Origin of the sequence: Marinifilum sp. JC120, assembly GCA_004923195.1 — a bacterium.
Classification (GTDB): domain Bacteria; phylum Desulfobacterota; class Desulfovibrionia; order Desulfovibrionales; family Desulfovibrionaceae; genus Maridesulfovibrio.
Genome location: RDSB01000003.1, coordinates 124,830 through 151,742 on the forward strand (window position 1 = coordinate 124,830; position 26,913 = coordinate 151,742).

Here is a 26,913-nt window from a genome sequence, read left to right on the forward strand (position 1 = left end):
TTCTATACAGTTAACTAAGCATCTGTTGCTCTTTAAACCAGTCCACTGCATCCTGAACAGCTTCCACAGCCGGACGATGGGTATAACCCAACTCCTTTTCCGCCCGGTCCGAACTGTAATACATTTTTTTAGATGCCATACGCACGCTGTCCATGGTCGCCACGGGATTTTTAATTAAACCCAGTCTTGCCAGCATCTCTCCGAAAAATCCTGCGGAATACATCACAGCCTGTGGGACCTTAAATTTTGGTCCGGGCTTGTGCGTAATCCGGGCGGTCATGGCAAACAAATCCTTAAGGCTGATATTATCACCACCCAAGATGTACCTGCGCCCGACCTTACCTTTCTCCAAAGCCAGCAAATGCCCGAGGGCGATATCATCCACGTGTGCCACATTCAGTCCGGTGTCAGCATAGAACATTCCACCGTCGCGAGCGGCATTAAGCACCATGGTTCCGGTAGGAGTAGGACGTGAATCACCAGGCCCAACAGGAGTTGAGGGATTAACAATCACAGCCGGAAGCCCTTCATTGCGGACCATATCCATAACGACCTTCTCAGCCAGAAACTTGGATTTCTTATACGGACTGATCATATCGGTAACTGAAGAAGATGCATCTTCATCCGCAGGACTGCCGTCAGAATTGCAACCCAGCACACAAACGCTGGAAGTGTAAACAATACGTTCCACCCCGGCCTCAAGAGCCTTCTGCATAAGCAGACGGGTGCCCTCAACGTTAGTACGGGTCATGGCTTCCGGGTCAGGAACCCAGAGGCGGTAATCCGCAGCTAAATGAAAAAGGTATTTGCAGCCTTGCAATGCTTCTTCAAGGGCAGCCTCATTATTAAGGTCTCCGCTGACGAATTCAACAGGCTCTTTGACAAGTTGTCGCGCTCTACATTTATCGCGAACAAGGGCTTTAATAGAGAATCCCTTTTCAGCAAGAATTCTGACAAGCCGGGACCCAATCAATCCGGTTGCACCGGTGATCATTATGGTCATGATATATTTGGTTGTTTATTGGTAAGGTATTGATATGAAATATTATACTGGACCTAGTCGGCTTTCATAAGGAGACTTGAAACTGGCAGGAAACACAAGAAGAGAAAGCCGTGCCTGCGCTTGCAGAGATGAATGAAGGAGGGAGTTGTGTCAAGCCGGGAATTGTAAAGAATTGTTATACCTTTGAATTTAAAGACAAAACATTCGACAACTATGTAGGTTGCCGATTTTTTTTACACTCCCTGCTTTTAGTCACCATCAGCCTATTCAGAATCATTTTCATATACACTCTTAAGCCCGGACCTAATTTTTGCTGCAATTTCCTCATAGTGCTGAGGAGGACAATCCATATAAAAAGGCTTGCTGTACCACGGCCCCTTAAATTTTATGACATAATCATCAGGATACCAACTCACTTTCTTCATATCCGCAAAACTGATTTCAATATACTCATCAGATTTAGCCAGCATCCCCGCTCCCATGGCTTGGGGGGTTTCCATTATGGCAGCCAGAACGACTATAGCTGATGCGGCATCTTTCATCTTTCCTGTGAACATCCGAGAATAAACAGACTTATCCGACACTCCGAACTGGTAACTAAAGACATGCCCCACCAAGCCAAGAGCCACAAAAATCAGCACCGCGAATCCCCCAATAGCGGCAACAGAAATATAAAGTGCTGTCTGAATTTCCCTCATCCCTCCATCAACACTAACCACGATAATGACCATCAAAACAGTAAACATCACCAAAACAGCCAGCAGCATTTTAATGAACTCCATAAGCCTAAATTTATCCGCAAGAATGTGCTTGGCATTCCAGTTCCAGATAATCCCGGATTCATTAATGGTTATATTTGTGGCTCTGTCTTGGAGTTTCATGGGGTTCTCCTTTGTATAAAAAGTATTTAGACGCTAGCGGTTACGATTATACCTCCTCATGAAAAATATGTACACAGCACAGCAAAAAAACACCCCCGACAACCATCAGGCTGCCGGGGGAACTGCACTTTCACAAAAACTAAAAAGATAATCACAAAGTTAAAGAGACCTAAAAATACGTCTCAGCCAACCGCTTTTGGGATGTTTCTATAATAATTCCATACTTGCTACCCATAGAGGCCAACTTTCTCATGGAAGTTTCCACCAGAACCTGATCAGCGGAAGCCCCCTTGTCAAATGAATGGACCAGAACCCTACCAAAACCCTGATCTGCCGTAAGATTAAAGGGTTGAACCCTGCTGAAATCAGCAGCGTCAAGCCGCTTCATAATAGTGTCAATCACTTTTGAATACAATGTGTCTTTTTTCACCCATTCTTCAAGCGACAACTTTCCCTCTGCAACATCATCAATAAGGGCCGCCTGCAGTGTCTTCATTTTCAAAAGATTATTCGCATCAATAATGGCCGCATCATATTTAGCACTAACCTTTATTGCATCAATACTCTGCATAAAACGGTAATAGATGGCAGTGGATGTGACGGCCTCAGAACCAAACACATCCACATCATTAATACTAACCGATCTTGCATATAGAAATGCGAACATCCCCTTAGAAAGCCTGTTCATTGAAAATGAAAGACTGGCCGCAGCGTTCGATGAGGATTTGGCTGCTTCTGCAACTGCGTTGACGACATCAACATAAGCGGCAATTGCCGCAGGGGTTGTCACAGGATATCCTGCAGACAGAGCAATACTTATCATGAGAGCTTTCAGAGAAGAGGTCACGACACCTGCAATTTTGGCCAAGCTGAATTCACTCGTATACTCCACCTTAATGGCCGAATTATATTCTACTTCAGTGGCATCACCAATCCCAGCATCCTGCAAGTGACTGTCAATCAGTGAATAAAACGCCTTCTTAGTATCAGCAGCAGAATCAACAAGCTGATTCTCCAATTCCATGATAGAATCTCTTGCTGAGGCAGTACTCACTATAACATCCTGAACCGAACCTGAAATACAAGTCATTAAATACCTCCTCTGGTTTACTCCTATTCATCCGGCTTTTTGGAATCGGCCCTGATATTTTTAGGACTCTCTAGACTGCACCACCCAGACCTGGGCTATTTAGTAACAACTTATAAACATTCCAATCATAAATTTATATCACAATATCACATAGAAAAACTTAATCACAAGTTAAAAACTGTTTTTTTACAAACAAAGCGAGAACCGTCTATATGACGAAAAATACCAAAACAAAAACACCCCCGACAACCATCAGGCTGCCGGGGGCTTCTTCATTCAATTATGCGCTGGAACTAAATGCTAGGCGTTTTCAGTCGCTCCTTGCGCGTCATCTTCTCCGCCGTAAACCTTCTTCATGATGAGATAGGTTTCAGCGATCATCCAGATTTCGAGTACGAAGACGATCAGACCGACTACGAAGAGCAGCCATTTGCCGCCTGTGTAGAATTTCTGGAGGTTGTAGACCATAGCCCAACCGGTCATGGCGATCATGAAGACCATGGGGATACCGGTGTAGACAGCTTTAACCTTCTTGCGGGCAAGGTAAACGGTAATGATCAGCAGTGCCAATGCGGCCAACAGCTGGTTTACGGTACCGAACAAAGGCCAGAGAGACAGTGCTCCCTGCTTCAATGCGGTAATGGAGAAACCACCGTTAAAGCAAAGCACAGCAGCGGTACCTACCGCAATCAGAGTTGCTGGAATTGCGCCGGACAGAGCAGGCATTTTGTAAGCCTGTGCCAGTTCGCCTACAACGTAACGCTGAATACGGGTTGCACTATCAAGGGTGGTGGCTGCGAAGCTGACCAGAAATACGCCCATGATTGCAAGGGCGATATTGCCGGGGATGCCGTAGCTGGCCATAAGGTTTGCGGAACCTTCAACAAACGCACCGAGCTTGGCGCCGAGTCCGGCAGCGGAAGCCCATGATGCGTAGTGGTTAGTGAAGGCGGCGGCTCCGGTCAGGATCTGACCGTCAGCAGTATGTTTACCCAGACCGATACCGGCACCGACAGCAACGATAACGAGAATAGACAGAGCAGCTTCCATAAGCATGGAACCGTAACCGATCATGCGAGAATCGCGCTCGGTTTCGCACTGTTTGGCGGAAGTACCGGAACTTACTAGCGAGTGAAAACCTGAAATCGCACCGCAGGCGATGATAACAAACAAGAATGGCAACATCGGCGGAGCACCTTGCGGAGCAAGGTCCAGGGCCGGAGCCACAAATGTGGGATGAGCCACAACAGCACCGATTACCAGCAGGATAAGTGCTACGAAAAGCTGGTGACCGTTGATGTAGTCACGAGGCTGCAACAGCGTGGTAACCGGAAGAATGGATGCGATAAATGCGTAGATCAGCATGATCACAGTCCAGACTACGATGGGGTTCATGCCTGCGATGGCGGGCATCTTGAAGGGCAGGTAAACACCGACCACAACAAATGCGTACATTGCCAGCAGAGCAAGGATGGACCAGACAGTGTGGTTCGCACCTTTCTTGTACATGAGCCAGCCCAGTCCGATAGCGATGGGCACCTCACTCCAAACAGGAATGACTGCTGCGGGGTACATATTAAAAAGGATAGCAATAACCAGCGCGAAAACGGCAATAACGATCAGCAATTCAAAGAAAATGATGATCAGGAACAGTGAACGCACGCGATGGTTAAGCAGTCCGGCAGCAAGGTCACCCACAGAGCGGCCCTGATTGCGCAGGCTGACTACGAGTGAACCGAAGTCATGCACCGCGCCCATGAAAATAGCACCAAAGAAAACCCAGAGTACGGCAGGTACCCAACCCCAGATAATGGCAATTGCAGGACCGACAATAGGTCCAAGTCCGGCAATGGAAGTAAAATGGTGCCCGAAAAGCACTTCTTTTTTGGTAGGAACAAAGTCTTTTCCATCCTCAAATTCGCAACTGGGACAAACCTTGCTCTCATCAACCTGAAAAATCTTTTTTGCCAAGAATTTGCCGTAGGTATGGTACGCAACAATATACCCCACAAAGCAAAGAACGGCGACAATAAGTGAGTTCACCTCAACACCTCCAGTAAAAAACTGATACAAACGGGAAAGCTTAAAACTTTCCGCAACCACACACTTCTACAAGCCCCCTGTGTTTACACCCGTTCCGAATTCAGCCCGCCCGTTGCCTTGAAGCAACACAATTAAGAACACTGAATACGGCCCCCTCGGGACAGCAGTGGGTACTCATAATAATTTAAGGTATTTCTACCTAAATTATTTCAGCCCAAATTACCAGTTCACTATTAAATAATCCGTAACAACAACAGCTTACAATTTCACAATTCAAAATAACACCACCGGGATTAAACGTTTCACCTGCAACACTGTCACCGAAAATCGTTTTTCCGCAAATAATAGCAGTGCAAATTAATTGTGAATTTATTCCGAAAGTATGCTTAAGTTCCCTCCACCACGTCCATTTTAGCAAAGACAGGCTCATGCAACGGGATCAGGATATCCGCCAGCTCTTTAACCTTGAGCATGATGTTGTAGGCTTCATAAGTATTGACCGAAGTTCCCGGAGGAATCACTTCCATTTCCATGCCCCGTACTTCCGGCGGAGGATTAAAATTCTCCATGATTACGCAGAATCCGGTAATGGCAGCAAGACCACCCTCAGTATCAATTAGGATAGTCATACCTCCCGGTGTGTGGGCCGGGGTATGCATCATGCGGATACCGGGCACAACTTCGTAATCGCCGTCAACAGCGACCACCTGCCCGGCGTCTTCCACGTCTTCGACGTAATCCTCCAGATAACGGAAATCCAGCGGATGCGGATCATGAACATGATCAAGCTCTTTGCGATGCACGTAAAATTTAGCATTCACGCACTTGTAATCATTCTCGCAATGGTCGTTGTGTAGATGGGTATGAATGACGATATCGATATCTTCAGGCTTGAGCCCGTACTTCGCCAGCCCATCTTCAAAAGTATAAATTTTGCCACCCAGATCAGCTTCGCGGTCATCTGAAATGATAGGCTGCATTTCACCGGTATCTACCAGAATCTTTTTATCCCCACCTTCCAGATACCAGCAGTAAATGGGAATAATGTAAGGCTGACCGTAATCATGCTGATAGGTCATCATACCTTTGTCGAATCGTTTGGTTCCCATAACAATGGGATGAATTTTATATTTGGACATATTTCCTCCAGTACGGACTGCCACCCGCCAGCGGCTTTATACACTTAATAGGCTGCAACATAGCACTGATTTACTTCAGTATCCATTCCTTTAACCGTGACTCAGAGATGAACCCCTCAATCACAAAAGGATCAGCGCCTACGATTTTACCTGCCGAAGTTTCACCTTCAGCCTCAAAGATAATCATGCCTCCGGAATGATCCGCAAAAGGTCCGCCCTGATATCCACTCAACTTCAAGGACGTCCAGTACTCAACGTGCTCAGGTACAGCCTTGCCTATCGCCTCCGGGCTACCCTTCATTAAATAATAGTAGACAAACGTTCCCTTTGAATTCTTTTCCATATCGCCTCCAAACGCCGGGGTTACTGAAAACATCACCAGAAAAACCAAGAAAAACCATTTCATAAGTCCTCCTTTAGTCCGTGGGGCGGATGGTGCTTAGAACCTTCACCACCTGCTCCAGTTCATCTTCAGGAATATGTTGCAGCCATTTTTCATTTGAAGCCTTCATTATAATCATGCACCGCTCAACAATCTCCCGTCCTTCGTCTGTAACCTCACACAGAACAACACGGGAGTCCTTCTCGGATCTGGAAGTCTGGATCAGTCCAAGAGCGGAAAGACGCGAAATTGATTTTGATACGTTGGATTTCTCGTAAAGAAGGTCCGAGAGAATCGCTTTTTGCGAAACAGGCCCCTGCTCTTTAATAGCTACCAGCACCACAAACTGCTGCTGCGCCAGCCCGAATTCACGTGTAATACGCCCCCCCTCCCGCTGTAGGTAAGCCCCCAGGCGGAGCAATTCAATCACCATTCTATTTGCGTTGGACATCACTTCTCCATTTAGTTTCCTAGTCAACTAATTTCAAAATCTCTCAATATGGTTTCCCTGTCAACTAATTTTCTAAAACAGCGGCCCACTCCCTGCCGATCAGTGAAACGTGAAAAGATAAACAAACATCGTTGATTGAGCTTATTTCGCAACAAAAATGGGCTCAACACAAATTAGATCAAAACGAGATAAACACACATAACTGACTAAAATAAAACAGATTGCATAAATGGTTGTGATTTATTTCACACAACTTGGTGCTTTTCAGAGGAAATCATAGAGCATTAAATGTGAAAAAAAGTTATTTTTTTCTTTATCCCAAAAAAGATTGTCTCTTTTTTCACAGACCCATAAAAAGGTGTAAGTTGAAAAACCAACGAAAAACCATAGCACAATTATTTTAACCTAATAAAGGAACCGAGGAGGTCGCCATGACTTACAAAGAGATGCAAGAACTGCTGATGAAGGAAATGAGACTTTATCATTACCCTGTAGCCGTTAAATATTTCTTCGATCAGGCTGAAGTTGACCACTTCAAAGAAAATGCAGAATTCCACGTTCCCCTTAAAGCCATGACTTTCTGCCAGTGGGAAATCGCTGCGCGTATGAAAGGTCAGACCGTTTACTCCGACCGTGATGGACTTGGATGCGGTAATGCTGTCTACGCTTTTGCGTGGAAGGAACTGGATGAGAACGAAATCAAAGGCCATGCTAAATATGTTGTAGACATGGAGCAGGCCGAAAAATTCGTAAAAAGCAAACCCCGCCTTCCCGAAGGACTGCTCGGCATTGCCGTTGCTCCTCTCGGTTCCATTGATGGAATTTTTGAGCCTGATACCGTTCACTTCTATTGCGACAACATGCAGGCCTACCACCTTGCAGTTGATTACGCAGCAGCAACTGACACCCACCCCATCCGCCCGAACATCACCATGAACTCCTCCGCCTGTGCAGGTAACGTATTTTCCTACATGGAACAGGAATTCAACATGGTTCCTGCATGTTCCGGTAGCTACAATGCAGGTAAAACCGAGCGTGGCGAAATTAACGTCATGATCCCCGGCAAAAAGTTCAAAAAAGTTGTACAGAGACTCTGTGACCGTATTGAACTGGCAAGCTCCGCCATCACCAAACCCGGCGACGGCTTCCCCGGTCAGGATATCTGCAAGAACTGTCCGCTGATTATTTTCAAGAAAGAAAAGAAATAAAAAAACAATTCCCGGACACGACAATGTCCGGGAATTGTACAAATAGGAATGAAGGCGCTGTTCCTGTTAAATCTGAATCTGACAGGGTCTCCGGCTGCTGCAACAGCCGGGATGGAAGCAGAAAACAGACACAGCAAAACCAACTTTCGATCAAGGAGATACACTATGTTTAAATCACGCAAAAGCCTTTTGATCATGGCTCTCGCGGCACTGGCAGTGGTGGCTTACATCCAGCCTGCCTTTGCAGACCGTCTGGCAGATGCTATCAGCGCAACCCCCAAGGGTGCTGAAGCAGGCCAAATCAACACAGAACTCGCTCCCGGCTTCCTCGGAATCCCCGGCGGCCCCAGCGTTAACCTCGTAATCGGCTTTGCATGGGCGATCTGGGTTGGTTGGATTTTCTCTACAGTCGGCGCATTCGGCGGCATCATGGCCGGTGTTGGTCACATCACCATTTTCGGTTTCGGTAACTATGCTTCTACCTTCAAAAAGACCTCTCCGGTCATGAACAAGCTGGTAACCGACTCCATCCGCGTATCTAACCAGTGGCTGGTTGGTACTTCCGCGGCGATGTCCTCCTTTAACTACTACAAGATGGGCCGTCTGGTTCTGCCGTTGGGTCTTTGCCTTGCCGCAGGTTCCATTGCCGGTTCCTATCTCGTACCCTGGCTCACCGCTGGTAAAGTTTCCCTGAAATCCTATATCGGATTCTTCGGTCTCTTTGTTCTCGCTTTGGGCTGCTACCTGTTCTACGAAACCACTCCCAAAGGACAGGCTGGCAAAAAGCAGGCTAAAGAAGCAGCAAAGGCTTTCGAAGCTTCCATCAAAGATGAAAAAGAAGGTGCACAGGTTGATACCGCAGCAATGGGTGTTAAAGTTGTCAGCTTCTCTCTGAGCAAATGCATCTTCACCTTCTACGGTGTTGAATTTTCCTTCAACCCTCTGATTCCGGTTGTTGGTGGTTTCATCATCGCAGCACTCGCATCCTTCCTCGGTGTTGGCGGCGGCTTCTTGCTCGTTCCTTTCCTGACCAGTGTTGCAGGCCTGCCCATGTACCTTGTTGCAGGTACTTCCGCACTGGCTGTACTCGTAGGTATGACCACCTCCGTCTTCACCTACATGGTTGTTAAAGATACTCCGGTATTCTGGCCGCTCATCGGCGTGGAACTGCTCGGTATCCTCGTGGGTTCCTTCATCGGCCCCCGTACTTCCAAGTACATCCCGGACGTATGGCTCAAGCGACTCTTCGTCGTACTGGCTCTGTACGTAGGTATCCGTTACTCGTCCAAGGGATTCCTCGGCTACAGCCTGCTGCCTCCGTTCTAAGAATTGTCTCCGACGTCCAGAGGGGAAAACTTTTACAAAAGTTTTCCCCTCTGGACTCCCCTTTCAAAACCTTTTATTTGGCTTCGCCACTTCGTATTTTAAAATGAGGTTTTAATTATGTTTGAGTCAATATATCCGGTAATAGATTCACTGCTTATCGCACCCTACCGCATTGGTTTGCCTGCTCTTGCTGCTTTTTGGATCGGCACTGCGGTTGTCGCTTTGTGGTGTACTATTGCCGGAGAAATCTCCATGAGCCTGATTTATATCTGGAACAGGGAATACTACACAGACTTGAACCGCAAGATGACCCGCATGAACAATATTTCCATTGAAGCAATTCGCCATAAGCAAAAGGACACCTTCAAGTCCGCTAACAAATGGGCCAATGAATATTTCGGGAAAGTGTTCTTTTCCCATGCCGCACTTTTTGCGGTTTCCCTCTGGCCTGTTCCTTTTGCCATGGCTTGGCTGCAATCCAGATTCACAGGTATCACCATCCACACCGTCCCCTTTACCGAATTTTCTCTCGGCTATCCTTTTGTTTTTATTTTATCATATATTATTGTACGCTACGGTTTCTCTAAAATAAAACCATACATACCTGTACTCAAAAAGATAGATGACCTGAGAGCGGAAGACGCAAAAAAAGCAGGTGAGATGACATCATGGAACGAACTTGCGCAGATTCCTGAAAAAAACAAGGAAACTGTTGACGGCAACAGTCTTGAAAGCAAGGCCTAATCATGAACTGAATTCTCTCCGGGAAAAACGCGCCCCTCACAGCGGAGAATTCATGTTCAAACTAAAATATACCCTTCCGGCCATACTCCTGTTAGCCGGAGCAGCAATTTATTTCTTCGGATCACAACCAGAGGGAAAAATTGTACGTGTGGATATGTCCATCCGCGAAGAAGTACGTGTACCCGAGCCGCGTCCGGCCATTACATACGCCTACCTGCCTCAATATTCACACCGGGTTTCATACCTGAGACACAGTAAACTTATTGATTACCTTTCCCGCGAATCCGGCTTCACAATCCGGCAGGTCTTCCCGGATACCTTTGAGGAACACCGCCGCATGGTGGAAAATGGCGAAATTGACATTTCATTCTCCAACCCCATGACCTACGTCAGCATTGCCAAAAACGGTGCACGAGCCTTTGCCCGGATCATCGAACCTTCCGGCAGTCCTACCTTCAGGGGCCAAATCATCACCCGCAAAGATAACCGGGCCATAACAAGGCTTGAAGACTGCATCGGTAAAACATGGATCGCAGTAGATCCACTTTCCGCAGGCGGTTATCTCTTTCCGCTGGGCTTGTTTCTCAAACATGGGATCAAGGAATCGGACTTCAAGGAAATTTCATTTGCCCCCGGACCGGGAGGTAAGCAGGAAAAGGCCGTGCTTGCGGTATACGCGGGTAAATATGACTTTGCTTCAATCCGGGAAGGAACTCTCAATGTTGTCCGCGACAAAATAAATATCGATAAGATCAGGATTGTTGCTGAAACCGAACCTTTCCCCGGCTGGGTCTACGCCGCACGTAAAGGGCTCTCAGAAAATGTTGTTAATAAAATTAAATACTGCATGTTCCGCATGTCCATGGAGAACCCGGAACAGGCCGCCATTCTGTATCAGGCGGGCATGAGAGGAATTCTTCCCGCCCAAGATAGTGACTACGATGCGGTAAGAAGGCTCACCAAAGAGCTTGGACTGAACATTGATTACGGACAACAGGGAGGCTGAAATGACTGAAATTTTCTCCCGGCTGAGATTCCGGACAAAAATCAATCTTGGAATAACCTTAATTGTTGCCTTCACCTCACTGATCATTGCAATTTTCGTTATCCGCATGTCCTCGGACGCGCTCATTGAGCAATCCCGCAAACGGGGTGAAGTTCTGGCCGGTAATCTGGCCCTACGCGCGGAAAACCCTCTACTTTCAGTGGACCTGCTCAATCTGGGGTCCATGGTCAACGAGCTGAAAAAAGCCGATGATGAAATCGTTTACGCTTTTATCATGGATGATCAGAACCGGGTCCTCGCCAACACTTTCAGCGATGGTTTTCCGGTCCAGCTTAAGGACGCTAATCAGAGCGAAAACAACAAAATCAGCATAGTCACCATTAATACCGGCAAAAAACGTATATTTGACTTTGCCGCACCTATTTTCCTCAATGACAAAAAACTGGGGACCGTTCGTGTCGGCCTTTCGCGGGGCGGAATCCAAGCCGTAGTCCAAAATCTGATCTTCGCCATTTTCGCCCTCACCGGAGCGGTTTTATTGCTTGCGGTGCTAATATCTACTCAGTTTGCCAGGCACTTAACCTTCCGTCTCGGCTCTCTGCAAAAACATGCCGAAGACATTGTGACCACCCATCTGGGACCTAGCCTGCGCAAAGAAGAGAACAAAAACGAGAAATTCACCGACAGATTTAAACGAGCCATCACTCATCCTCTTAAAGGTGATGAGATCCAAGAACTGAGCAATACTTTTGATGCCATGGGCATGAGCCTTGCCTGTCACATTGAAGACCTCCAGATTACCGAGGCGGACCTGACCCGCCAGAAAGAATTGCTCAAGACCATCATCAACGTCTCCCCGGATTTCGTATCCTTACTGGGCCCGCAGTTAACTTATCTCGCGGTAAACAGGACCTATGCCAAACATTTAGGCCATACAGAGGACGAAATCATCGGCCTGACCGACGAAGAGTTATATCCATCCGAAACAGCTTCCACCCGCATGGAGGAAGCACGCATGATCCTTAAAACCGGAAAAACAGTAAATAAGGAAACACGCGAACCGGAAACAGACGAACACCCGGCCCGCTGGTTTCATACTATCCGCGTTCCGGTCCATGGCCAGAACAACAACATCATCGGAGTACTTTCCACTTCCCGTGAAATAACTGAACTTAAAGGGTATCAGGCCCAGCTTATTCAGTCCCAGAAAATGGAATCAATCGGTAAACTGGCAGGTGGCGTGGCCCACGAGATCAACACTCCACTGGGAATAATCCTCGGTTACGCCCAGTTACTTCAGGAAGATCTCAACCCTGACGAACAGATATCTAAAGACATTGAAATTATTGAAAAACAAGCCCGCGTTTGCCGCAAGATTGTTGCTGACCTGCTGGGTTTTTCACGCCAGAATGAAAGTGAAAAAATAACCATGTGCTTCAACAACTCCATTCTGGAAGTTGTGCAGTTGGTCAGTCACACTTTCAAGCTGGAACAGGTTGAAATATCGACAGAACTTGATGATCGATTCCCCATCATCCACGGCGACCCTGAAAAGCTAAAACAAGTTTGGCTGAATCTGCTTTCCAACGCATTGGAAGCCATTGATGAGAAAGGACGCATCCACATTTCAACCCAACTTGATACTGAAACAATGACCATTACCGCCGTCTTTGCTGACACCGGACACGGAGTTGAACCCAAAAACATCAATGCCATCTTCGACCCCTTCTACTCCACAAAACCTGTGGGTAAAGGAACCGGGCTGGGTCTTTCCGTTTCCTTCGGTATTATCAAAGACCACGGCGGAACGATCAAAGCCGTCAGCCCTCTACCACGTTCCTTACGCCGCACTCTCGAGCTGCCGGAAAATGCTGGTCCCGGCACCATGTTTGAAGTGACTCTGCCGCTCGACGATCTATCAGAAGAAGAACCAGCTTAGGGTTTATTAATCCGAACCTATTGTGATATAGTTCCTTATTATGAAATTCCGACACGTATTCAGCCACTGGACTTACGAGACTTTCCCCCCCGGGCGATTACTCAGACGCAGGTACAACTCTTTTAAAAAGTTAATGGAACTGGAAGAGCGGTGCCTTAAATCCATCTCGCACATCGAAGATATCGGTTTCGGGCTGACCGTTACCGACTGGGCCTATGTAGAAAAACAGGCCGCCGATCTGGGCATCAATATCCGAACCATGCTTGAACACCTTCAGGACATGAACCCGGTGCGGTTCATGGATATCATGGACTATTATAACAAGATCAACTTTTATGTACGCATGGCTGTAACCGTACCCGATCCTGAAATTTCAAAGCCGTTCACTTTTGCTCTTGATGACGCCATTGATTACGAATTCAAGGCCGGAGCCTGCGCTGCGGACCTCGCAAGACTGAAACAGGCTGGCGTACCAGTTCTGGACGGCATGGTCATCGGCTCTGATGTTTACAATTACTTCATTGAAGCCAACAACCTGCGCATTGCCATTGATGAAATTCTGGAATCTGCGGTAACAACCGGGATAACCGACCTGAACATCATTTCCCGGACCATCATAGACCGTTTCATGCAGGGGGTAATGCCCGAAACAATCACCACCGAGATTGAAATAGCGGCACTGGAAACCTCGCGCGGAAGCGGTAACCTGACCCTGACCGCATCCTCCACCCCGGAAGGAAGCCTCTACGCCCTGCCGGAAAGCTGGTGCACCATCAGCCCTGTCCCGGCACAGGATATTGTTGAGGCATGGAAAAAAGCGGTCACCTGTAAATTTTCAGCAGAATCCATCAAAGCCCGCATTGAATCCGGTTATGCGGACCGCGAAAGTCCGGCCTCGGTTATCATTCAGCCTTTTAAAGACATTCATGATTCAGGTGTAATCGAAACCCTGCATGAATCATCGGATCTACCGCCTAAAGACCGGGAAGGCGGATGTTCAGCAATATTCAGCTACAACTCCACAACCCCGTTCTTACTTTCCAGACGGGAAAAAATGCGGATAATTTCCCGCCCTGAAAAATCTCCGCTTTCCACCCATTCGGCAAAAACAATCGCCTCTCTGGGTAAAAAAGCAGAGGAATTATTCGATACGCCGCAAAAATGCCACTGGATCACCGACCTGCGTAACCGGGTAATGATCACCTCCGCCCGCTCATACCCTTTTCAAGGGGAAAAAGAGACGGTACGTATCAAACAGGCCCTTTCCTACATCGCCAACCTGAACATCTCCCCGCGCAATACGGAAATGTTCCTGCCGGAAAAAAGCCGCTCCATGTATGATCTGGTGCGCTTTGCCAATGAAAAAGGTATTGAAGAAATGTTCTCGCTGGTCAGCAAGAAAGGACTGGGAATTGACGGAGCCAAATACCTGAAAGCCCGACAGCCCATCGGCATCACCGTACTCAACCTTGCGGACGGCCTGTTCAGCACAGCTGCGGGGAAAATGGATATTTCACCGGATGACATCAAATCAGCCCCCATGTGGGCTCTCTGGTTCGGACTCGGCGCGGACCGTCCGGGCTGGGATGGAGACAACAGCATTGAAGGCTACGCAATCCTTTCGCGAACCTACATGAATATTACCCTGAAATCAGAAAAAGACCTGACTGAAGTGGACGCAGTCTGCGACCCAGATGCCCAGTCCAATCACATCCATTTCCGCTTCAAAGGCGGCAGCGGAAGCCCGGACCAACGCATCGCGCGAATCCGGTTTATTAGTACGACCTTAAAGTCGCAAGGGTTCAGCACGAACCATCAGGGAGATATGATTGAAGCGAGATTCACAGGAGGAAGGGAACCGGAAATTCAAAAACTTCTGGCAACAACGGGACACTTGATCGCCCATATCGGCACCCATCATCCGGTGGTTAAGGAAGGAGAAAATGCAGATCAGGTAGCAGCGCGGTTTATTTCGGGATTGGGATAAAAACTAAAGAAGACTCAGTCCTTCACCCGTGACTTCTTATGAATCTGAACCAGAAAATGGACCAATTTATCTTCGATCTCGCGGTCATCCACGTACTCGATGATCATTTCCTTGGCCTCTTCAAGGTCATATTCTTTAAGAAGCTCACGTAACCGCATGCGTAATTGGGCTTTCTCCCGTTTAATATGCAAATCTTCTAAAATATCGGTAACATAATCAAAATCTTTCTTGGCAAGAGCCTTTTTGAAATTAGTACGCACAAAATGAGAATAGAAACGACCAGAAATCCCGGTAAGAAGAGTACCCAGCCATACACCTAGGACCAAAGTTACAAGGTCGGCGGCTCTTTCCTTGGCAATATTTATCCACTCGTAAAAATCACGATCCCGAAGCAAATCCTGTGTTTTGCGCATTTCATAGACCATGCGCTTTGCAGCCGGGTTGTTCTTGTCAATATCGAGTGCCATGCGGAACTGGGCCTCAGCCTGTTCAAGATCGCCCATTTTAAAATAAGCCCGCCCGAGCAGGCTGTACAACCAGTCCGAGCGGGGGTGTTTTTTCAAACCTTGTTCAAGACTGGAGACCGCAAGTTCATAATCACCACGGTCAATCAACTCCTGCCCCATTCTTCCGCAAGAAAGTTCGGATTCAAGACCTGAAGGAGAAGTCGTTTCCGCCCGGCACTCGATAATGCCAACCATGGCGGTCAGGGTCAGAATAACACAAACCAGCCAGATAATTCTTTCTACTTTATTCATTAACGGCCTTATTTATCTACCAGACATCCAGAATTAATTTTAATCAGCATAGCACTACCAGAGCTGCTTGATGCTGCTGCCGGGATAATAAAATTTCAAAATGTGATCGTACTTCTTGGTTTTACCAAGTTCCGCAGCTCCCCACTGCGAATAGCCAACACCATGACCCCAGCCACGGCCTTTAAATGTATAATAATCTCCCTTCTTGTCAATCTTCAAAAGAATATCAGGCAATTTCAATACCCGTGAACTGCCCAGAGTTGTCCGGGTACGCAAGTCGCGATAACCGGATTTATATTTAATGCGTACCTTAACAATCCTACCGGACGGACCCTTTTCAAGAGCCTTGATGGAACGGATTCCGGGCACGGAAATACCGATTTTCTTCAGTTTGGCTTCAATCTCTTTTCTACTGTACTTTTTAGTCCATGATGCCATCTTGCCCTTTAGGCTGGCCGGATCTTTATGTGCCACGAGATAAGCCTTTCCTGCTCCAAAAATAGCCTTGGCATCTGCGGTAAAACCGCCGCTGTTGGCCGTATACTGCGAAAGAATAGGCTTCTTCTTATAGAGCATCACCTGACCGCGAGTCTGCTTTACTGCCTTATCAGTACGCTTGTCTTCACGAGCCACACCAGCGTACATCTGGTCGTAGGTATCGGCATATACATCATAAAAAAGATGGGTGCGGTGCTTCTTCTGGTAATAAGCATAAGTCCGCGCTGCCACAGCCTGAGCCTTCAAGGTTTCAGCGGGCCAGGAAGCATATGATTCCGCAGGGACTACCGAACGCAGGTAATCTTCAATCTCTACCTGATTAAGAATCAGCAATTTGCCTTTGCGGATACTCACATTAATAATTCCGCGCACCTTCTTGGTTTCAGAACCATAACTGACCTTGAGTACGCCGTTGGATTTGAATTTAATTCGACTTGCTGAAACCACCTTGCCGTCAAGGGTCAACTTATTGCCGGACATGCCGACCTTGTACTTGCGGCCGCAGCCAAGTTCGTCAGTACAAATTTTATCCTTCCCTGATCCGGTAGTCACCGTCATGGATTTCACTTTTCGACTCAAACAAACTCGAAGCGTCGGCTCTTTGCTGATCTTTCCAGGAATTTTTTCATCGGGCTTCTCATCAGGTTTCTCATCAAGTTTCTCATCAGGCTTTTGGTCCGGCTTCTGCTCCTCTTTAACCTTCATGGAGGAGACAACCGCTTCAGCCTGATACTTGAATTTCCCCTTTGGAAAAAACCGCAAATACTGTTGAAACACGGATTTAGCCCGGTCATACCTGTTCATCTGGTAATAAAGAAATCCTAATCGATAGAGAGCCGTATCCGCATAATCAGGGTAATTACGCCCGACCATACGGTAAAGATCAGCTGCCTTTTCCGGGGCATCCAAAAAAGTGGACAGCACCATGGCCTTACCGAACATGGCATTAACCCTTGTCTTTGCTACGGGGGAATAGTCCACAGCTGTATCGTACTGCTCAAGAGCCTCAAAATATTTACCGATATCAATCAGGTAGCTTGCATAATTAATATGCCACTGGGCCTGCGCCTGATCCTCTAGCTCGATAGGCGAATACTTCCGGGCCTGTGCAGTTGCCGGGATCAAAAGCATCAAAACCAGAACCGAAAGAAAAATACTCTGTATCACACTGGATTTATTCTTCATCTTTATTGTCCTTCACTTTTTCTTCGCTCGGTTTATCTTCACTTGTCTGGGCTGGTGCGGGCTCTGCCGGAACAGCCAGATGATCAAGGTAATCCTTCATATAAAGTAAATTACTATCCGCCGGGCTAAGCAACAGAGCCTTATCAAGCACCTGCCTTGCCTGCTTGATATCGCCCTTGTTAAGCAGGTAGCGCACATTAAGCTGATGCAACCGAACGTCATACGGAAACTTTGAAATACCTTCATCCAATATCTCGGAAAGGGCCACATCATCCCCAAGTGCCAGCAGGGTGTAGGAAAGATAAAGATAGATATCGCGATCATCTTTCATCTTCACTGCCTGACTCAGAGACTGATAAGCATCTCCATAGTGCTGACTATGAAAAGCATTCACGCCCTGCTCCTTAAGTTCAGCAAACTTCTTCTCACGCAACTCGGGTGTAATTTCCCGGTCATCAATCAAAATAACCCTTCGGCCATGAGGATAAGGAGCATCGAGAATGGATTTAACCAAAACATCGCCGTCAAGCCTCAATTTCTCAACCGAAGCAGAGCCGAAATAATTATCGCTGACCACCAGCTTTGCAGCAGAGACTATATTTCTCTCGTTATCAAAAATATTGTTATCCTTGATTTCAACACTGCCGCCATTGAAATCAATACCCTGCGTACAATTGGTAATGCTGGACCGGACCACGGAACCGTTCCCGGCACTGAGCACCAGTCCGTGCCTTACCCCTGAAATACGCAAGCCCTTAAAATCATAATTACCTGTTTCCATCACCGCCGCTGCATATGAGCCGCCTGCAAATGATGAAGAACGAATCTCAATATATCCACCGACAGCAGTTACAGCCTTACTGAAACCGCTGAACTCACACTGGGAAAACAGAGCCTTGCCGCCGGGTAAAATTTTAATACCCTCAGTAGAATTTGACTCGAGCCGCACAGGTCCGCTTATCTCACCGACGGACTCAAGTTCGCCATAAACATCAACCCGCCCCTTGTCTTCAAAACGAATTTTTGTCCCGGACTGAATAGTGAATTTCGAACCTTCAGGAACAGTCACCGGAAAACCAATACGGTAATTACCCTTGACCAGAACACCGGAGAGTTCACCGAAAAGCTCCCGCTCATCAAACTGAGGCATAATAACCTTAGTCACTCCATTCAAGGACGAAAGGTTTCCGGCCTTATCTTTGATACGTACGCGGTAGAAAACAGTAGTTCCCTGCATCACATCGGGATCAACAAATTCAGGAGTCCGAGTCTGGGCGACAGTTTCAAATTCACCAACTGGATCATTGCCCTTTTCAACAACAAACTCTTCAAGGTCGGCAGCAACCGGAACCAGCCAGTTTAACTGCACACCATCACGTCCGGCCTGAGACTGAACAGCCTCCAAAACCGGCGGCAACTCGCCATCCAACGAAAGAAGTGAACCGGACTCAACCCAAAGCCTGTCCACACCGTTGGCCTTGCGCATTTTGACCATCAAAGGTTGATTGTTTGCCTTGTCTCCCTCAGCAACTACATAAAATCCTTCATAAACACCCTGCGAAGTCTGAGGTAAGGGTATGTTTTTCTTGAAATCACCAATGCTGAAAGAGCATTTCAATCCCGGTTCAGCATCTACGCGCACTGCGACCCGCTGCCCTACACCGAAAAGGAGATTATCCACATTGGTATCCACAGCGATTACTTCCGGCAACTTCGGTCCCTTTGGGCAATCCGGCAGCACCTGCGCCATGTTCCATGCCCAGTCGTAAACGACCATACGCATCTGCCGCCTGATAGGATCGGAAAAGACTTCTTCCACAATGGTCCCGGCAAGACCGATAACCCCGGTAGGCACGGAAATCCTACGCTTGGAAGCACTATCCCGCCACTTGCCGACCAAGGTCCCGGCAGCGTTATACATCATTACTTCAGCATCTAACTGGAAGAGATCAAAAGCCAAAGCTTTAATCATATCCGCGCTGTAAATATCTGTCTTGACGATACCGTCCGCATTAAGGAGCTTGCAAAGTTCCACATCACTCATACTGCGCCAGCCGTTATCACGCCCCAACTCCGCAAGGGTATTGTCCACCACGCTCTTTTGCAGCGGCATGAACCCCTTCCCGGCCAGTTGATTGCTGATAGCCGCACGGGTGATGTCGGCCACAAAAAGACGATCATCATCCAGCACCAGCACGGATTTATGCTCTGTGGAATTTTCAGAATGTTTCACGTATTCCGCAGGCAAAATTGCAATCTTATAAGGAATTGCTTCTTCCTCGGTATACTGCACGGCCTGCGTGGTTTTCTTAGCGAAACAACCACCGAGCACGATTACTGCCAGCAATAAAAAGACGATAGATTTATGCTTGTTAATCATGGCTATGACTTCAACTTCCTGTCTACGTTAAAGGAATTGACCGTGCCGAGAACGGACCGGACCTTTCCCTCCAGTTGCAAGTGCTTGTCAGCAAGGGAATAGACCCCTCCTCCCCAGGCCTGCAATTGCCGCCCACTAAGATTGAAAGAATTGATAAGCAGCTTTTTACCACTCAAAGCCGCCCGCAATCGGGCCGTGCTGAAATTCAGCCCCTGTCCCCCTTCGGGATTGAAAGAAATCGCATCCAGCAAATCAATAAAAAATCCCAACCGGGGATCAAGGTTGGCAAGGTTAAAAACATGCAGCCCGTCAATCTTTGCGGAAGCCTCACCGCGCACGGAATCAGCGAGCTCGCCGCCATCAGTGCCCTGCATGAACACATTAGCATTCAGATAAATTTTGCCGCGCAGGGAAACCGAAAGATCCTTTGCAAAACAGGCAATCAAACTTGATAGACTGGTCCCGCGCCCCTTCACATTACACTGGGCAGCCAACTGATTCTGAGCCAGCACAACATCAGCATTCAAATTGAGATGAAAAAGTTTACCGCTGGCCTTGAGCAAGGCACGGTCAGTACCGGATTGCAGATAGATAGCGACATCGCTGAACGGCCAATCATTGTAATAAAAACGGCGAATTGAAGCCTTTCCACTGAGACTGCGGCCCAGTAAGGGACCGAAATCAAATTTTTTATCTGCCTTAGCAACCTCTTTCGGAACTGCACTCTTTTTCTGCTCCGGGCTGCGGATACTCAAAGATTTTAACTGCGCTTCATAGCCGGAATTCTTTGTGCGGGGAACATTGAAATACCCGGAAGCTGAAATACGTGTTTCCTTATGGCTCAACTGGGTATCAAACACAGTCCGCAAAGGATTTTTTTTTTCAGCCTCACAAGTGATTATGTAATCGAAAAGGGAAAAATCAAGGGCCTCGGCCTTGAACCGGGCCTGTTTCAAATCAAAAGGAAAAGATAAGGATGCCTGCATGTTGCAATTTCCGCCAGTTGCGGAAGCAACATTAAAACTACGAACGGAAACCACGGGCTTGCCGTCCTTAAGCTCAACATCAGCATCAATATCGGAAATACTGAGTTCCTGCTTCTTTCCGTCCAAAGATTCAAGTACCAACACAAGATCCTTGGCACTTACAGTCATCCTGCCGGAAAGCCCCTTATTAGCAACACTGCTGGGTGGAGAGGAAAGAGCAACAGCCTTAAAAATTAAGGACCCCTGCGGCTTGATAGACTTCAGCTTGGCGGATTCACACATGGAACGGGTAGCGTTGCGGCCCCGTTCACTCCTCTGAGCCATGGCGTAGAGTTCCCCGGCATCAACCTGAGCTTCGTCAAGAGAAACCTGAAAAGTTCCGCCCTGTCCCATCTGCAAAGAAAGTCCTTTACCACTGGTAGAATCAAGGATCAGCCCCCCGGCCTTTACGCTCATGGTTCCGGCTGCATTGTCCAAACTGAAATCAAGATCATTAGTTTCAAACTTACCGGCCTCAGCCAACTCGGGAATGGTGGAATTAGCCATGTAGCCGAACCCGGTCAGAAACCCCAGAAAAGAGGCCGGATCAATGGAACATTCAGTGGCCTGAAGATTAAGCTTAAGAGGTGAGGTGGAAACCATGTCCAATCGGCCTGAAAACTTAAATCCCAATTCGGCAATAGAGGCACTGCGAACGTTGAAAGCAAACCCGGAACTTTCCTTTTCCATGCTGGCGGAAACAGTGAGCGGCTCAGCTTTATAGCTGTTAGTCAGCTGAATTTTGCCGGAAACAACGTCAATTTTATCGGGGAAAATAGCGGGCAGTTCCAGCACTCCCGAACCGGAAGATGTTCCTTCACGATGGGCAAGAGCCTTCACATCCGGGTCCTGCAAAACCACATGGCGAAGCTTAACTTCTCCGGTGAGCAGACTGGGAATGTCGGGATAGATTTCCAGTTGCGGAATACGGACGGTATCCATACCGCTCTGGACGCGCAGGTTGGTAACCCGCAGGGAAGGAAGGGGGGAGTAATGAAGCTCAATGTCTTCCATTACCACCCCCATGTTGGTCATATCAGAAAGCAGCTTCTGTGCGGCATCCACAAAATGAACCCTGACCAGCACCATGGAACCGACCATAACCACGGCCGCAATAATTCCGCCAATGAGGAGTCCTTTCTTGTGCATACCCACGGAGACCACCTTTTTTAATTACTTAAGTACGAATACTACCCTTGCCTGTGCCAGCAGGTTGTACTTCTGGTCATAAGCAAATACGGTTGATGCATCTTCAACGCTGACAACTGCGTCAGTAACGTTCTGCACAGTCTTGCCCTTGAGCACCATGGGAGACTTACTTCCCCATGATTCAAGAAGGGCACGGGCCTTTTGCAGATCGGTAGTGTAGCCGCCGCAACCTCTTTCAATCAGGACCTGATTAAGGACCTTGGAAGGATCGAAGAGAACTTCATTTTTATCAGTAAGAATACGGTTGACCAGCGCAGGCTTGAAGTCGAAATCACGCACATCAACTATGATACCGTCAACGGGAGTAGCCACGGCTTCCTGAATCTTCTGTGATGCAGGTTCAGTAGTCTGGACCGGAGGTTCGACTTTTTCAGCAGAAGCTGCCTGATCTTCAATAATATCAGATCCCGGCGGTGGAACCTTGGCCTCATCTATCACTTCTTCTTTTTTCTTGACTGGAGTCGTGACAATTTCAGGAAGGGTTTCAGGCTTGAATGCCGGAATATCACGAACCTTCAATGCAGCAGGTTCCTTGAGGATAATTTCATCAAAGGCACTGTATACGGAATCATGGCCGTGCAGATTCAAGCGCAGACAAACCCTTGCATAACCTTCGGTACGGTCAAAGGATTCTCCGCATGGAACAGCACCGCGCAGGGTACCGTCAACAGTGGTGCGTACCAGTTCGCTGGCAAGCATGCCGTCACGAACGGTAGTTTTACCGCTAAGACGCAAACCCTGAAAGATTTCAAGCATCCTTCTCTGGGCCACAACTTCGGCAGCACGTTTAGCCCGGTAACGACTCTGCCCTGCTTCGGACTCACCGATTACCTGAATGTATCCCTTCTGGAATACTTCATCCTGATTAACAACCTCAACAACCTTTTCCCCGGCAACAGCGGAGCCGGCAAAAAGCACTACCGCAGTCAGGGCGAGTAATAATTTTTTCACTTTATCCTCCACTGTTAATAGATATTCATGATGTTACGCAGACGCATCAGAGAAAGAATCAAATCCGCACCATCCATATTGGAATCAGGACGGAAAGCACCGGACAAATCGGTCTCCATCAGGTTGCGGTTAACCACGGTAACAATAGCGTTGTACCATGCGTCAGTGGCTTCCACATCAGGGTAGAGAGATCTTTTTTGCCCCATATGCTGGGTGGACATAGCTTCATCACCGGTCAGCTTGATGAGTACATCTTCCAGAACAAAAGCCAATTCCTTGCGGGTCATGGGCTTCTTGGGATGGAAGAGATACGCCCGTGTCTGCTCATCATAAGTAGGCTCAAGCCCCCGGACATGCCACTTGAGAACGGTCATAATTTCCGGCTCGAACATATGGCCTACAACATCGGCAGGAGTAAATTCAGCCTTCTTATCATTTCCGGGAACGGGAATGCGTCCGGCAAAAAGCCTGTCCAGATGGAGTTCATCCACCAGCAATGCAGCTACGTCAGCACGGTCAACTTCTTCCTTAACCGCAATCTTCTTGGCTACATCGGTCAGAGTGTAATTACTCATGGCCCGCAAGATTTTCTGGGCACGGTTGTAAAGTGCGTTAGCCTTGTCATGCCACTTCCCCGGAGAAGCGGAAAGCACTACGCCAAGTACATCCTCGGACTTGCGGAACTCGCCACCCTTAAAATAGGCCTCGCCCATAAAGTAATGAACGGCCTCGGTCTGTCTGTAGTAAGGAAGATCCTCTTCCACTACATATTTGATCATCAGCTTGGCGTCTGCGTAGAGATCTTCAGCCCTCTGCAACCAGCCACGGGTGGCGATATGAGTATAAACCCGGATACCGGTCACATAAGCGCTGAATTTATGTGATTTATCGCGTCTTGCTTCACGCACGGCCTTATCAAATTGGTCAATGGCCCGTTCAGCATCAACAGCACTGTATTCATCATCACTCTCACTCTCGGCACGCATAGCGTAAACAAGAGCCTTACCGGCAATGGCAGGAGCATATTCATCATCAAGAGCAACTGCTCTTTCAAAACGGACAAACGCCTTCTCAGGCATGCCCTGATCTATAAGCTCCATACCCATCAGATAGTGATGGGCCGGGTTGTCTTCAATGGACATGGGTTTTACTTTTTTTCCGCATCCCGCAAGGGAGAGAATTAAAAGCAGGCCCGTTAGAAATATTACATATCTTTTCATCCGGTTATCCTCCTTGCATACGATTAGAACCCTTCAGGATTCTGCCAGCGGAATTTAAGGTTTCTTCCGTCCATCTTGCTCTGAAACTTTTCCACCCCTACATTTTTAAGTGCAGTGGAAACCCGCTTAAGCAGATTTTCAGAACGCAAAGTGGACCAGTAAACCACTTCCATGTTCATCCCGCTCTGACGCTTTACTTCTTTACGCACAAAACCGGGAACATCCTCAAGGGCGGCGCCCACATGAGAAAGTTCGGGAAAACCAAGAAAGGTCAAGGTGTAACGGAACCCCTTACCACGATCCAGTTCGGATTCCATACGCTCAAGCAATTCCCGGGCAATCCGCACCGAAGCCCAGTAGGTTTCAGGCTCGGCAGCTTCCACAGCACGGCTGTAGACTTCAGCAGGTTTACCGGAAAGACTCACATACTTTTCAATAGGCCTACGAACTTCACCGATCTTGAGACCGTCGGAGATTCTAACGCAGGTCAGATGCATGACCGGGTTAGCATCTCTGGGAAGCTCAAGCTCCACAGTGACAACATAATCGGCCTGAAGCAGGCTGTTGAACTTGGCAGCCTTTTTGAGGTTCATGGAACCTTCAATTTCACCGAACTTTGCACGGGAAAGGGGCCAGTCGATTACCTCAAACTGGAATTTATTCCCGAAAGTACGCGAAACAGCATGCACAAGTTCTTTCATGGATTGCTGGGGAACGGAATTAAATCCGGTCCCGGAACCGAAAATGAGCAGCCTCGGCAGGCCGGACATTTTTTGCAGGATGGCAAGGGTGGTGTAATCGGAATACATGAGCTTGCTGTCGACCACGGCATCAATAGTGATGCTGTACCCGTCAGCAGTGGTTCCTTCCTTCAACACCTTATAAGAGGAGATGTACCCTTTCGAATGGCTGGCAATCTCGTCACGAACCAACACCCCGGACTCCACAAGGGAATCAGAAGCCAAAGCCGTGCCGATCTGCATTTCAACCGCAGTACGTAAAGCGGAATTCAACGCCTGATGACGGTCAATTCCCTCGCCGGTAGCCTCCACGGCAAACGCCGAGGAGGCAGCCAGCAATATTGCAAGCGAAATGGTAACCACCTGAGAGTACAGTTTAGCTAAGGACATACAGACCTCATTTTTTTATGACAGAGAGTCTACCAATCAGTATTGCTCTGCTTTCTGCGCTGCTTAACGCGGTGCTGCTTAACGATCTTCACTTCGTTACCGGAAATGTAGACACGTCCCTTCATGTTCAGCTTTCTGAGCATGCGAACCATATTGCGCTTCAGGTGAGAAGAATCAATGGAGGTCTTGTACCACATTTCATGGTGGGAAGAAGTATTCAGAGCATTAGACTTAGGTCTGTGGCTGTCGTAACCGGTAAAGATAGTGATGTAGTCTTCAACGTCGAGCATGTCGTCATCACTGAAACCGTCAAAAACGAGAGTCCACTCAAGGAGACGCCCGCTGGAGCCGATACCGGAACCGCTGCCCGAACCGCCGCCGGAATCAGAGCCACCACCTTCAGGATGGTACTGGTCAAGACGATCGGCAAGCACTGCGCCAACGTCAGAACCGATGATTTTGGAAAGCTTACCTACTGCCTCAAGAACATCATTGCGGCTGTATGGTCTGGGAACAAGCTGGTATTGCTGAGGTTCGGATTCAAAGTTACCCATTCTGGAACCGTCCCATACGGAAAGGAGACGGCCTTCGATACGGGCGGTAACCCTTACACTGTTCTGATTGGCCTTGGCATTAGGGTAGATGCTGAAAATACAAAGAACATCAATACCGGCATCCTTGGCAATCTGGATAAGCTCAGCATCATTACGTCTGGTTCGACCCTGAGCATGAGTAGTGTGAGTCAGCGCGGTTTCGTCTTTCACATCAAAACCGAGATTAACCATCTCGTTAGAAATGGCATTAATAACCCGTTTGAACACCCTTGAATTACGGGGAACAGTATCAGGATCAGCATCTTCCCCGACAATCATGACCCTTGGAAGGTCGGTAGCGAGAGCCATGGAAGGCGCAATAAAAAAGCAGACCATGGCGATGAGAAGCAGTATTGATTTCCTCATGTCACTCTCCTTAAAAAATGTATGTTACACCATTTTGCCCGATTCCCTATGTCCGGGCAGTTTCTGAAAAAAGAACCCTCAACCCTTTCCTGACAATGCCGGAAAAAATTGAATCAACTCTATTTAACTTATATAGTTACTAACTATATTATATTACACAACTTATGCAACACAATTTAAAATTTATCTTCGCATTTCATGCACATATGCATCTATTTATAGGACAACCCTGAAATAATAAGATAATCGCCAAACGGAGTCAAACCTCTTTAAAAAAATAGAAACATTCCCAGAAGTTATACTTGTCACTTTTCATGCCGTCCCTCCTGCTGATACGATTGCTTTCGCGTATCCATATTGAAAAACACCTAGTTTTATGTATACCACAGGAAAACAATA

At 47.6% G+C, this 26,913-nt stretch carries 21 protein-coding genes; 6 read left to right on the plus strand and 15 right to left on the minus strand.

Annotation, left to right across the window (positions count from 1 at the left end):
• Nucleotides 1-10: 10 nt before the first annotated feature.
• From D0S45_04705 to D0S45_04735, 7 genes are all read right to left on the minus strand, one after another.
• Nucleotides 11-1,003 carry an NAD-dependent epimerase/dehydratase family protein gene (locus D0S45_04705; protein ID TIH18521.1) on the minus strand — a complete coding sequence of 331 codons (993 nt, stop codon included), beginning with the start codon at nt 1,001-1,003 and terminating at the stop codon, nt 11-13.
• A gap of 263 nt (nt 1,004-1,266) precedes the next feature.
• Nucleotides 1,267-1,884, minus strand: coding sequence for a hypothetical protein (locus tag D0S45_04710; protein ID TIH18522.1), 618 nt, complete (start codon nt 1,882-1,884; stop codon nt 1,267-1,269).
• 169 nt (nt 1,885-2,053) lie between these two features.
• Entirely contained in the window at nt 2,054-2,974 is a 921-nt protein-coding gene (locus D0S45_04715; protein TIH18523.1) for a hypothetical protein, read from the minus strand.
• A gap of 300 nt (nt 2,975-3,274) precedes the next feature.
• Nucleotides 3,275-5,017 carry a carbon starvation protein A gene (locus D0S45_04720; protein TIH18640.1) on the minus strand — a complete coding sequence of 581 codons (1,743 nt, stop codon included), beginning with the start codon at nt 5,015-5,017 and terminating at the stop codon, nt 3,275-3,277.
• Nucleotides 5,018-5,403: 386 nt separating this feature from the next.
• Nucleotides 5,404-6,156 (minus strand): N-acyl homoserine lactonase family protein, encoded by a 753-nt coding sequence (locus D0S45_04725; GenBank protein TIH18524.1) that lies wholly within the window; start codon nt 6,154-6,156, stop codon nt 5,404-5,406.
• Nucleotides 6,157-6,226: 70 nt separating this feature from the next.
• Nucleotides 6,227-6,562 carry a hypothetical protein gene (locus D0S45_04730; protein ID TIH18525.1) on the minus strand — a complete coding sequence of 112 codons (336 nt, stop codon included), beginning with the start codon at nt 6,560-6,562 and terminating at the stop codon, nt 6,227-6,229.
• A gap of 10 nt (nt 6,563-6,572) precedes the next feature.
• On the minus strand, nt 6,573-6,989 hold the full coding sequence (locus D0S45_04735) for a MarR family transcriptional regulator (protein ID TIH18526.1): 417 nt from the start codon (nt 6,987-6,989) through the stop codon (nt 6,573-6,575).
• A 431-nt stretch (nt 6,990-7,420) separates the two neighbouring features.
• Between D0S45_04735 and D0S45_04740 the strand changes: the two genes are divergently transcribed.
• The 6 genes from D0S45_04740 (at nt 7,421) to D0S45_04765 (ending at nt 15,199) form a co-directional block, all read left to right on the plus strand.
• On the plus strand, nt 7,421-8,197 hold the full coding sequence (locus D0S45_04740; GenBank protein TIH18527.1) for a hypothetical protein: 777 nt from the start codon (nt 7,421-7,423) through the stop codon (nt 8,195-8,197).
• A gap of 165 nt (nt 8,198-8,362) precedes the next feature.
• Nucleotides 8,363-9,523, plus strand: coding sequence for a sulfite exporter TauE/SafE family protein (locus tag D0S45_04745; protein ID TIH18528.1), 1,161 nt, complete (start codon nt 8,363-8,365; stop codon nt 9,521-9,523).
• Between the two features lie 117 nt (nt 9,524-9,640).
• Nucleotides 9,641-10,267 (plus strand): hypothetical protein, encoded by a 627-nt coding sequence (locus D0S45_04750; protein ID TIH18529.1) that lies wholly within the window; start codon nt 9,641-9,643, stop codon nt 10,265-10,267.
• 52 nt (nt 10,268-10,319) lie between these two features.
• The gene (locus tag D0S45_04755) at nt 10,320-11,273 is read left to right on the plus strand and encodes a phosphate/phosphite/phosphonate ABC transporter substrate-binding protein (protein TIH18530.1); all 954 of its coding nucleotides are present in this window, start codon (nt 10,320-10,322) and stop codon (nt 11,271-11,273) included.
• 1 nt (nt 11,274) lies between these two features.
• A complete protein-coding gene (locus D0S45_04760) occupies nt 11,275-13,212 on the plus strand; it encodes a PAS domain S-box protein (protein TIH18531.1) in 1,938 nt (645 codons plus the stop codon).
• A gap of 40 nt (nt 13,213-13,252) precedes the next feature.
• On the plus strand, nt 13,253-15,199 hold the full coding sequence (locus D0S45_04765) for a pyruvate, phosphate dikinase (GenBank protein TIH18532.1): 1,947 nt from the start codon (nt 13,253-13,255) through the stop codon (nt 15,197-15,199).
• A gap of 14 nt (nt 15,200-15,213) precedes the next feature.
• Here D0S45_04765 and D0S45_04770 read toward each other — a convergent pair whose 3' ends face one another.
• From D0S45_04770 to D0S45_04805, 8 genes are read right to left on the minus strand one after another with little or no spacing between them, the layout of a single operon-like run.
• On the minus strand, nt 15,214-15,957 hold the full coding sequence (locus D0S45_04770) for a tetratricopeptide repeat protein (protein TIH18533.1): 744 nt from the start codon (nt 15,955-15,957) through the stop codon (nt 15,214-15,216).
• Between the two features lie 54 nt (nt 15,958-16,011).
• Complete coding sequence (locus tag D0S45_04775) at nt 16,012-17,640, minus strand: SpoIID/LytB domain-containing protein (protein TIH18534.1); 1,629 nt, start codon at nt 17,638-17,640, stop codon at nt 16,012-16,014.
• Nucleotides 17,630-20,020: a hypothetical protein gene (locus tag D0S45_04780; GenBank protein ID TIH18535.1), complete on the minus strand. Its 2,391-nt coding sequence runs from the start codon at nt 20,018-20,020 to the stop codon at nt 17,630-17,632. The genes D0S45_04775 and D0S45_04780 overlap by 11 nt, the downstream gene beginning before the upstream one ends.
• Nucleotides 20,021-20,022: 2 nt before the next feature.
• Nucleotides 20,023-22,194, minus strand: a complete 2,172-nt coding sequence (locus D0S45_04785) for a hypothetical protein (GenBank protein TIH18641.1) — start codon at nt 22,192-22,194, stop codon at nt 20,023-20,025.
• A 24-nt stretch (nt 22,195-22,218) separates the two neighbouring features.
• Complete coding sequence (locus D0S45_04790; GenBank protein ID TIH18536.1) at nt 22,219-23,205, minus strand: hypothetical protein; 987 nt, start codon at nt 23,203-23,205, stop codon at nt 22,219-22,221.
• Between the two features lie 14 nt (nt 23,206-23,219).
• Nucleotides 23,220-24,425 (minus strand): S-layer homology domain-containing protein, encoded by a 1,206-nt coding sequence (locus tag D0S45_04795; GenBank protein ID TIH18537.1) that lies wholly within the window; start codon nt 24,423-24,425, stop codon nt 23,220-23,222.
• 23 nt (nt 24,426-24,448) lie between these two features.
• Nucleotides 24,449-25,555: a hypothetical protein gene (locus D0S45_04800; protein TIH18538.1), complete on the minus strand. Its 1,107-nt coding sequence runs from the start codon at nt 25,553-25,555 to the stop codon at nt 24,449-24,451.
• A 29-nt stretch (nt 25,556-25,584) separates the two neighbouring features.
• A complete protein-coding gene (locus tag D0S45_04805) occupies nt 25,585-26,514 on the minus strand; it encodes a hypothetical protein (GenBank protein ID TIH18539.1) in 930 nt (309 codons plus the stop codon).
• Between the last annotated feature and the right edge of the window lie 399 nt (nt 26,515-26,913).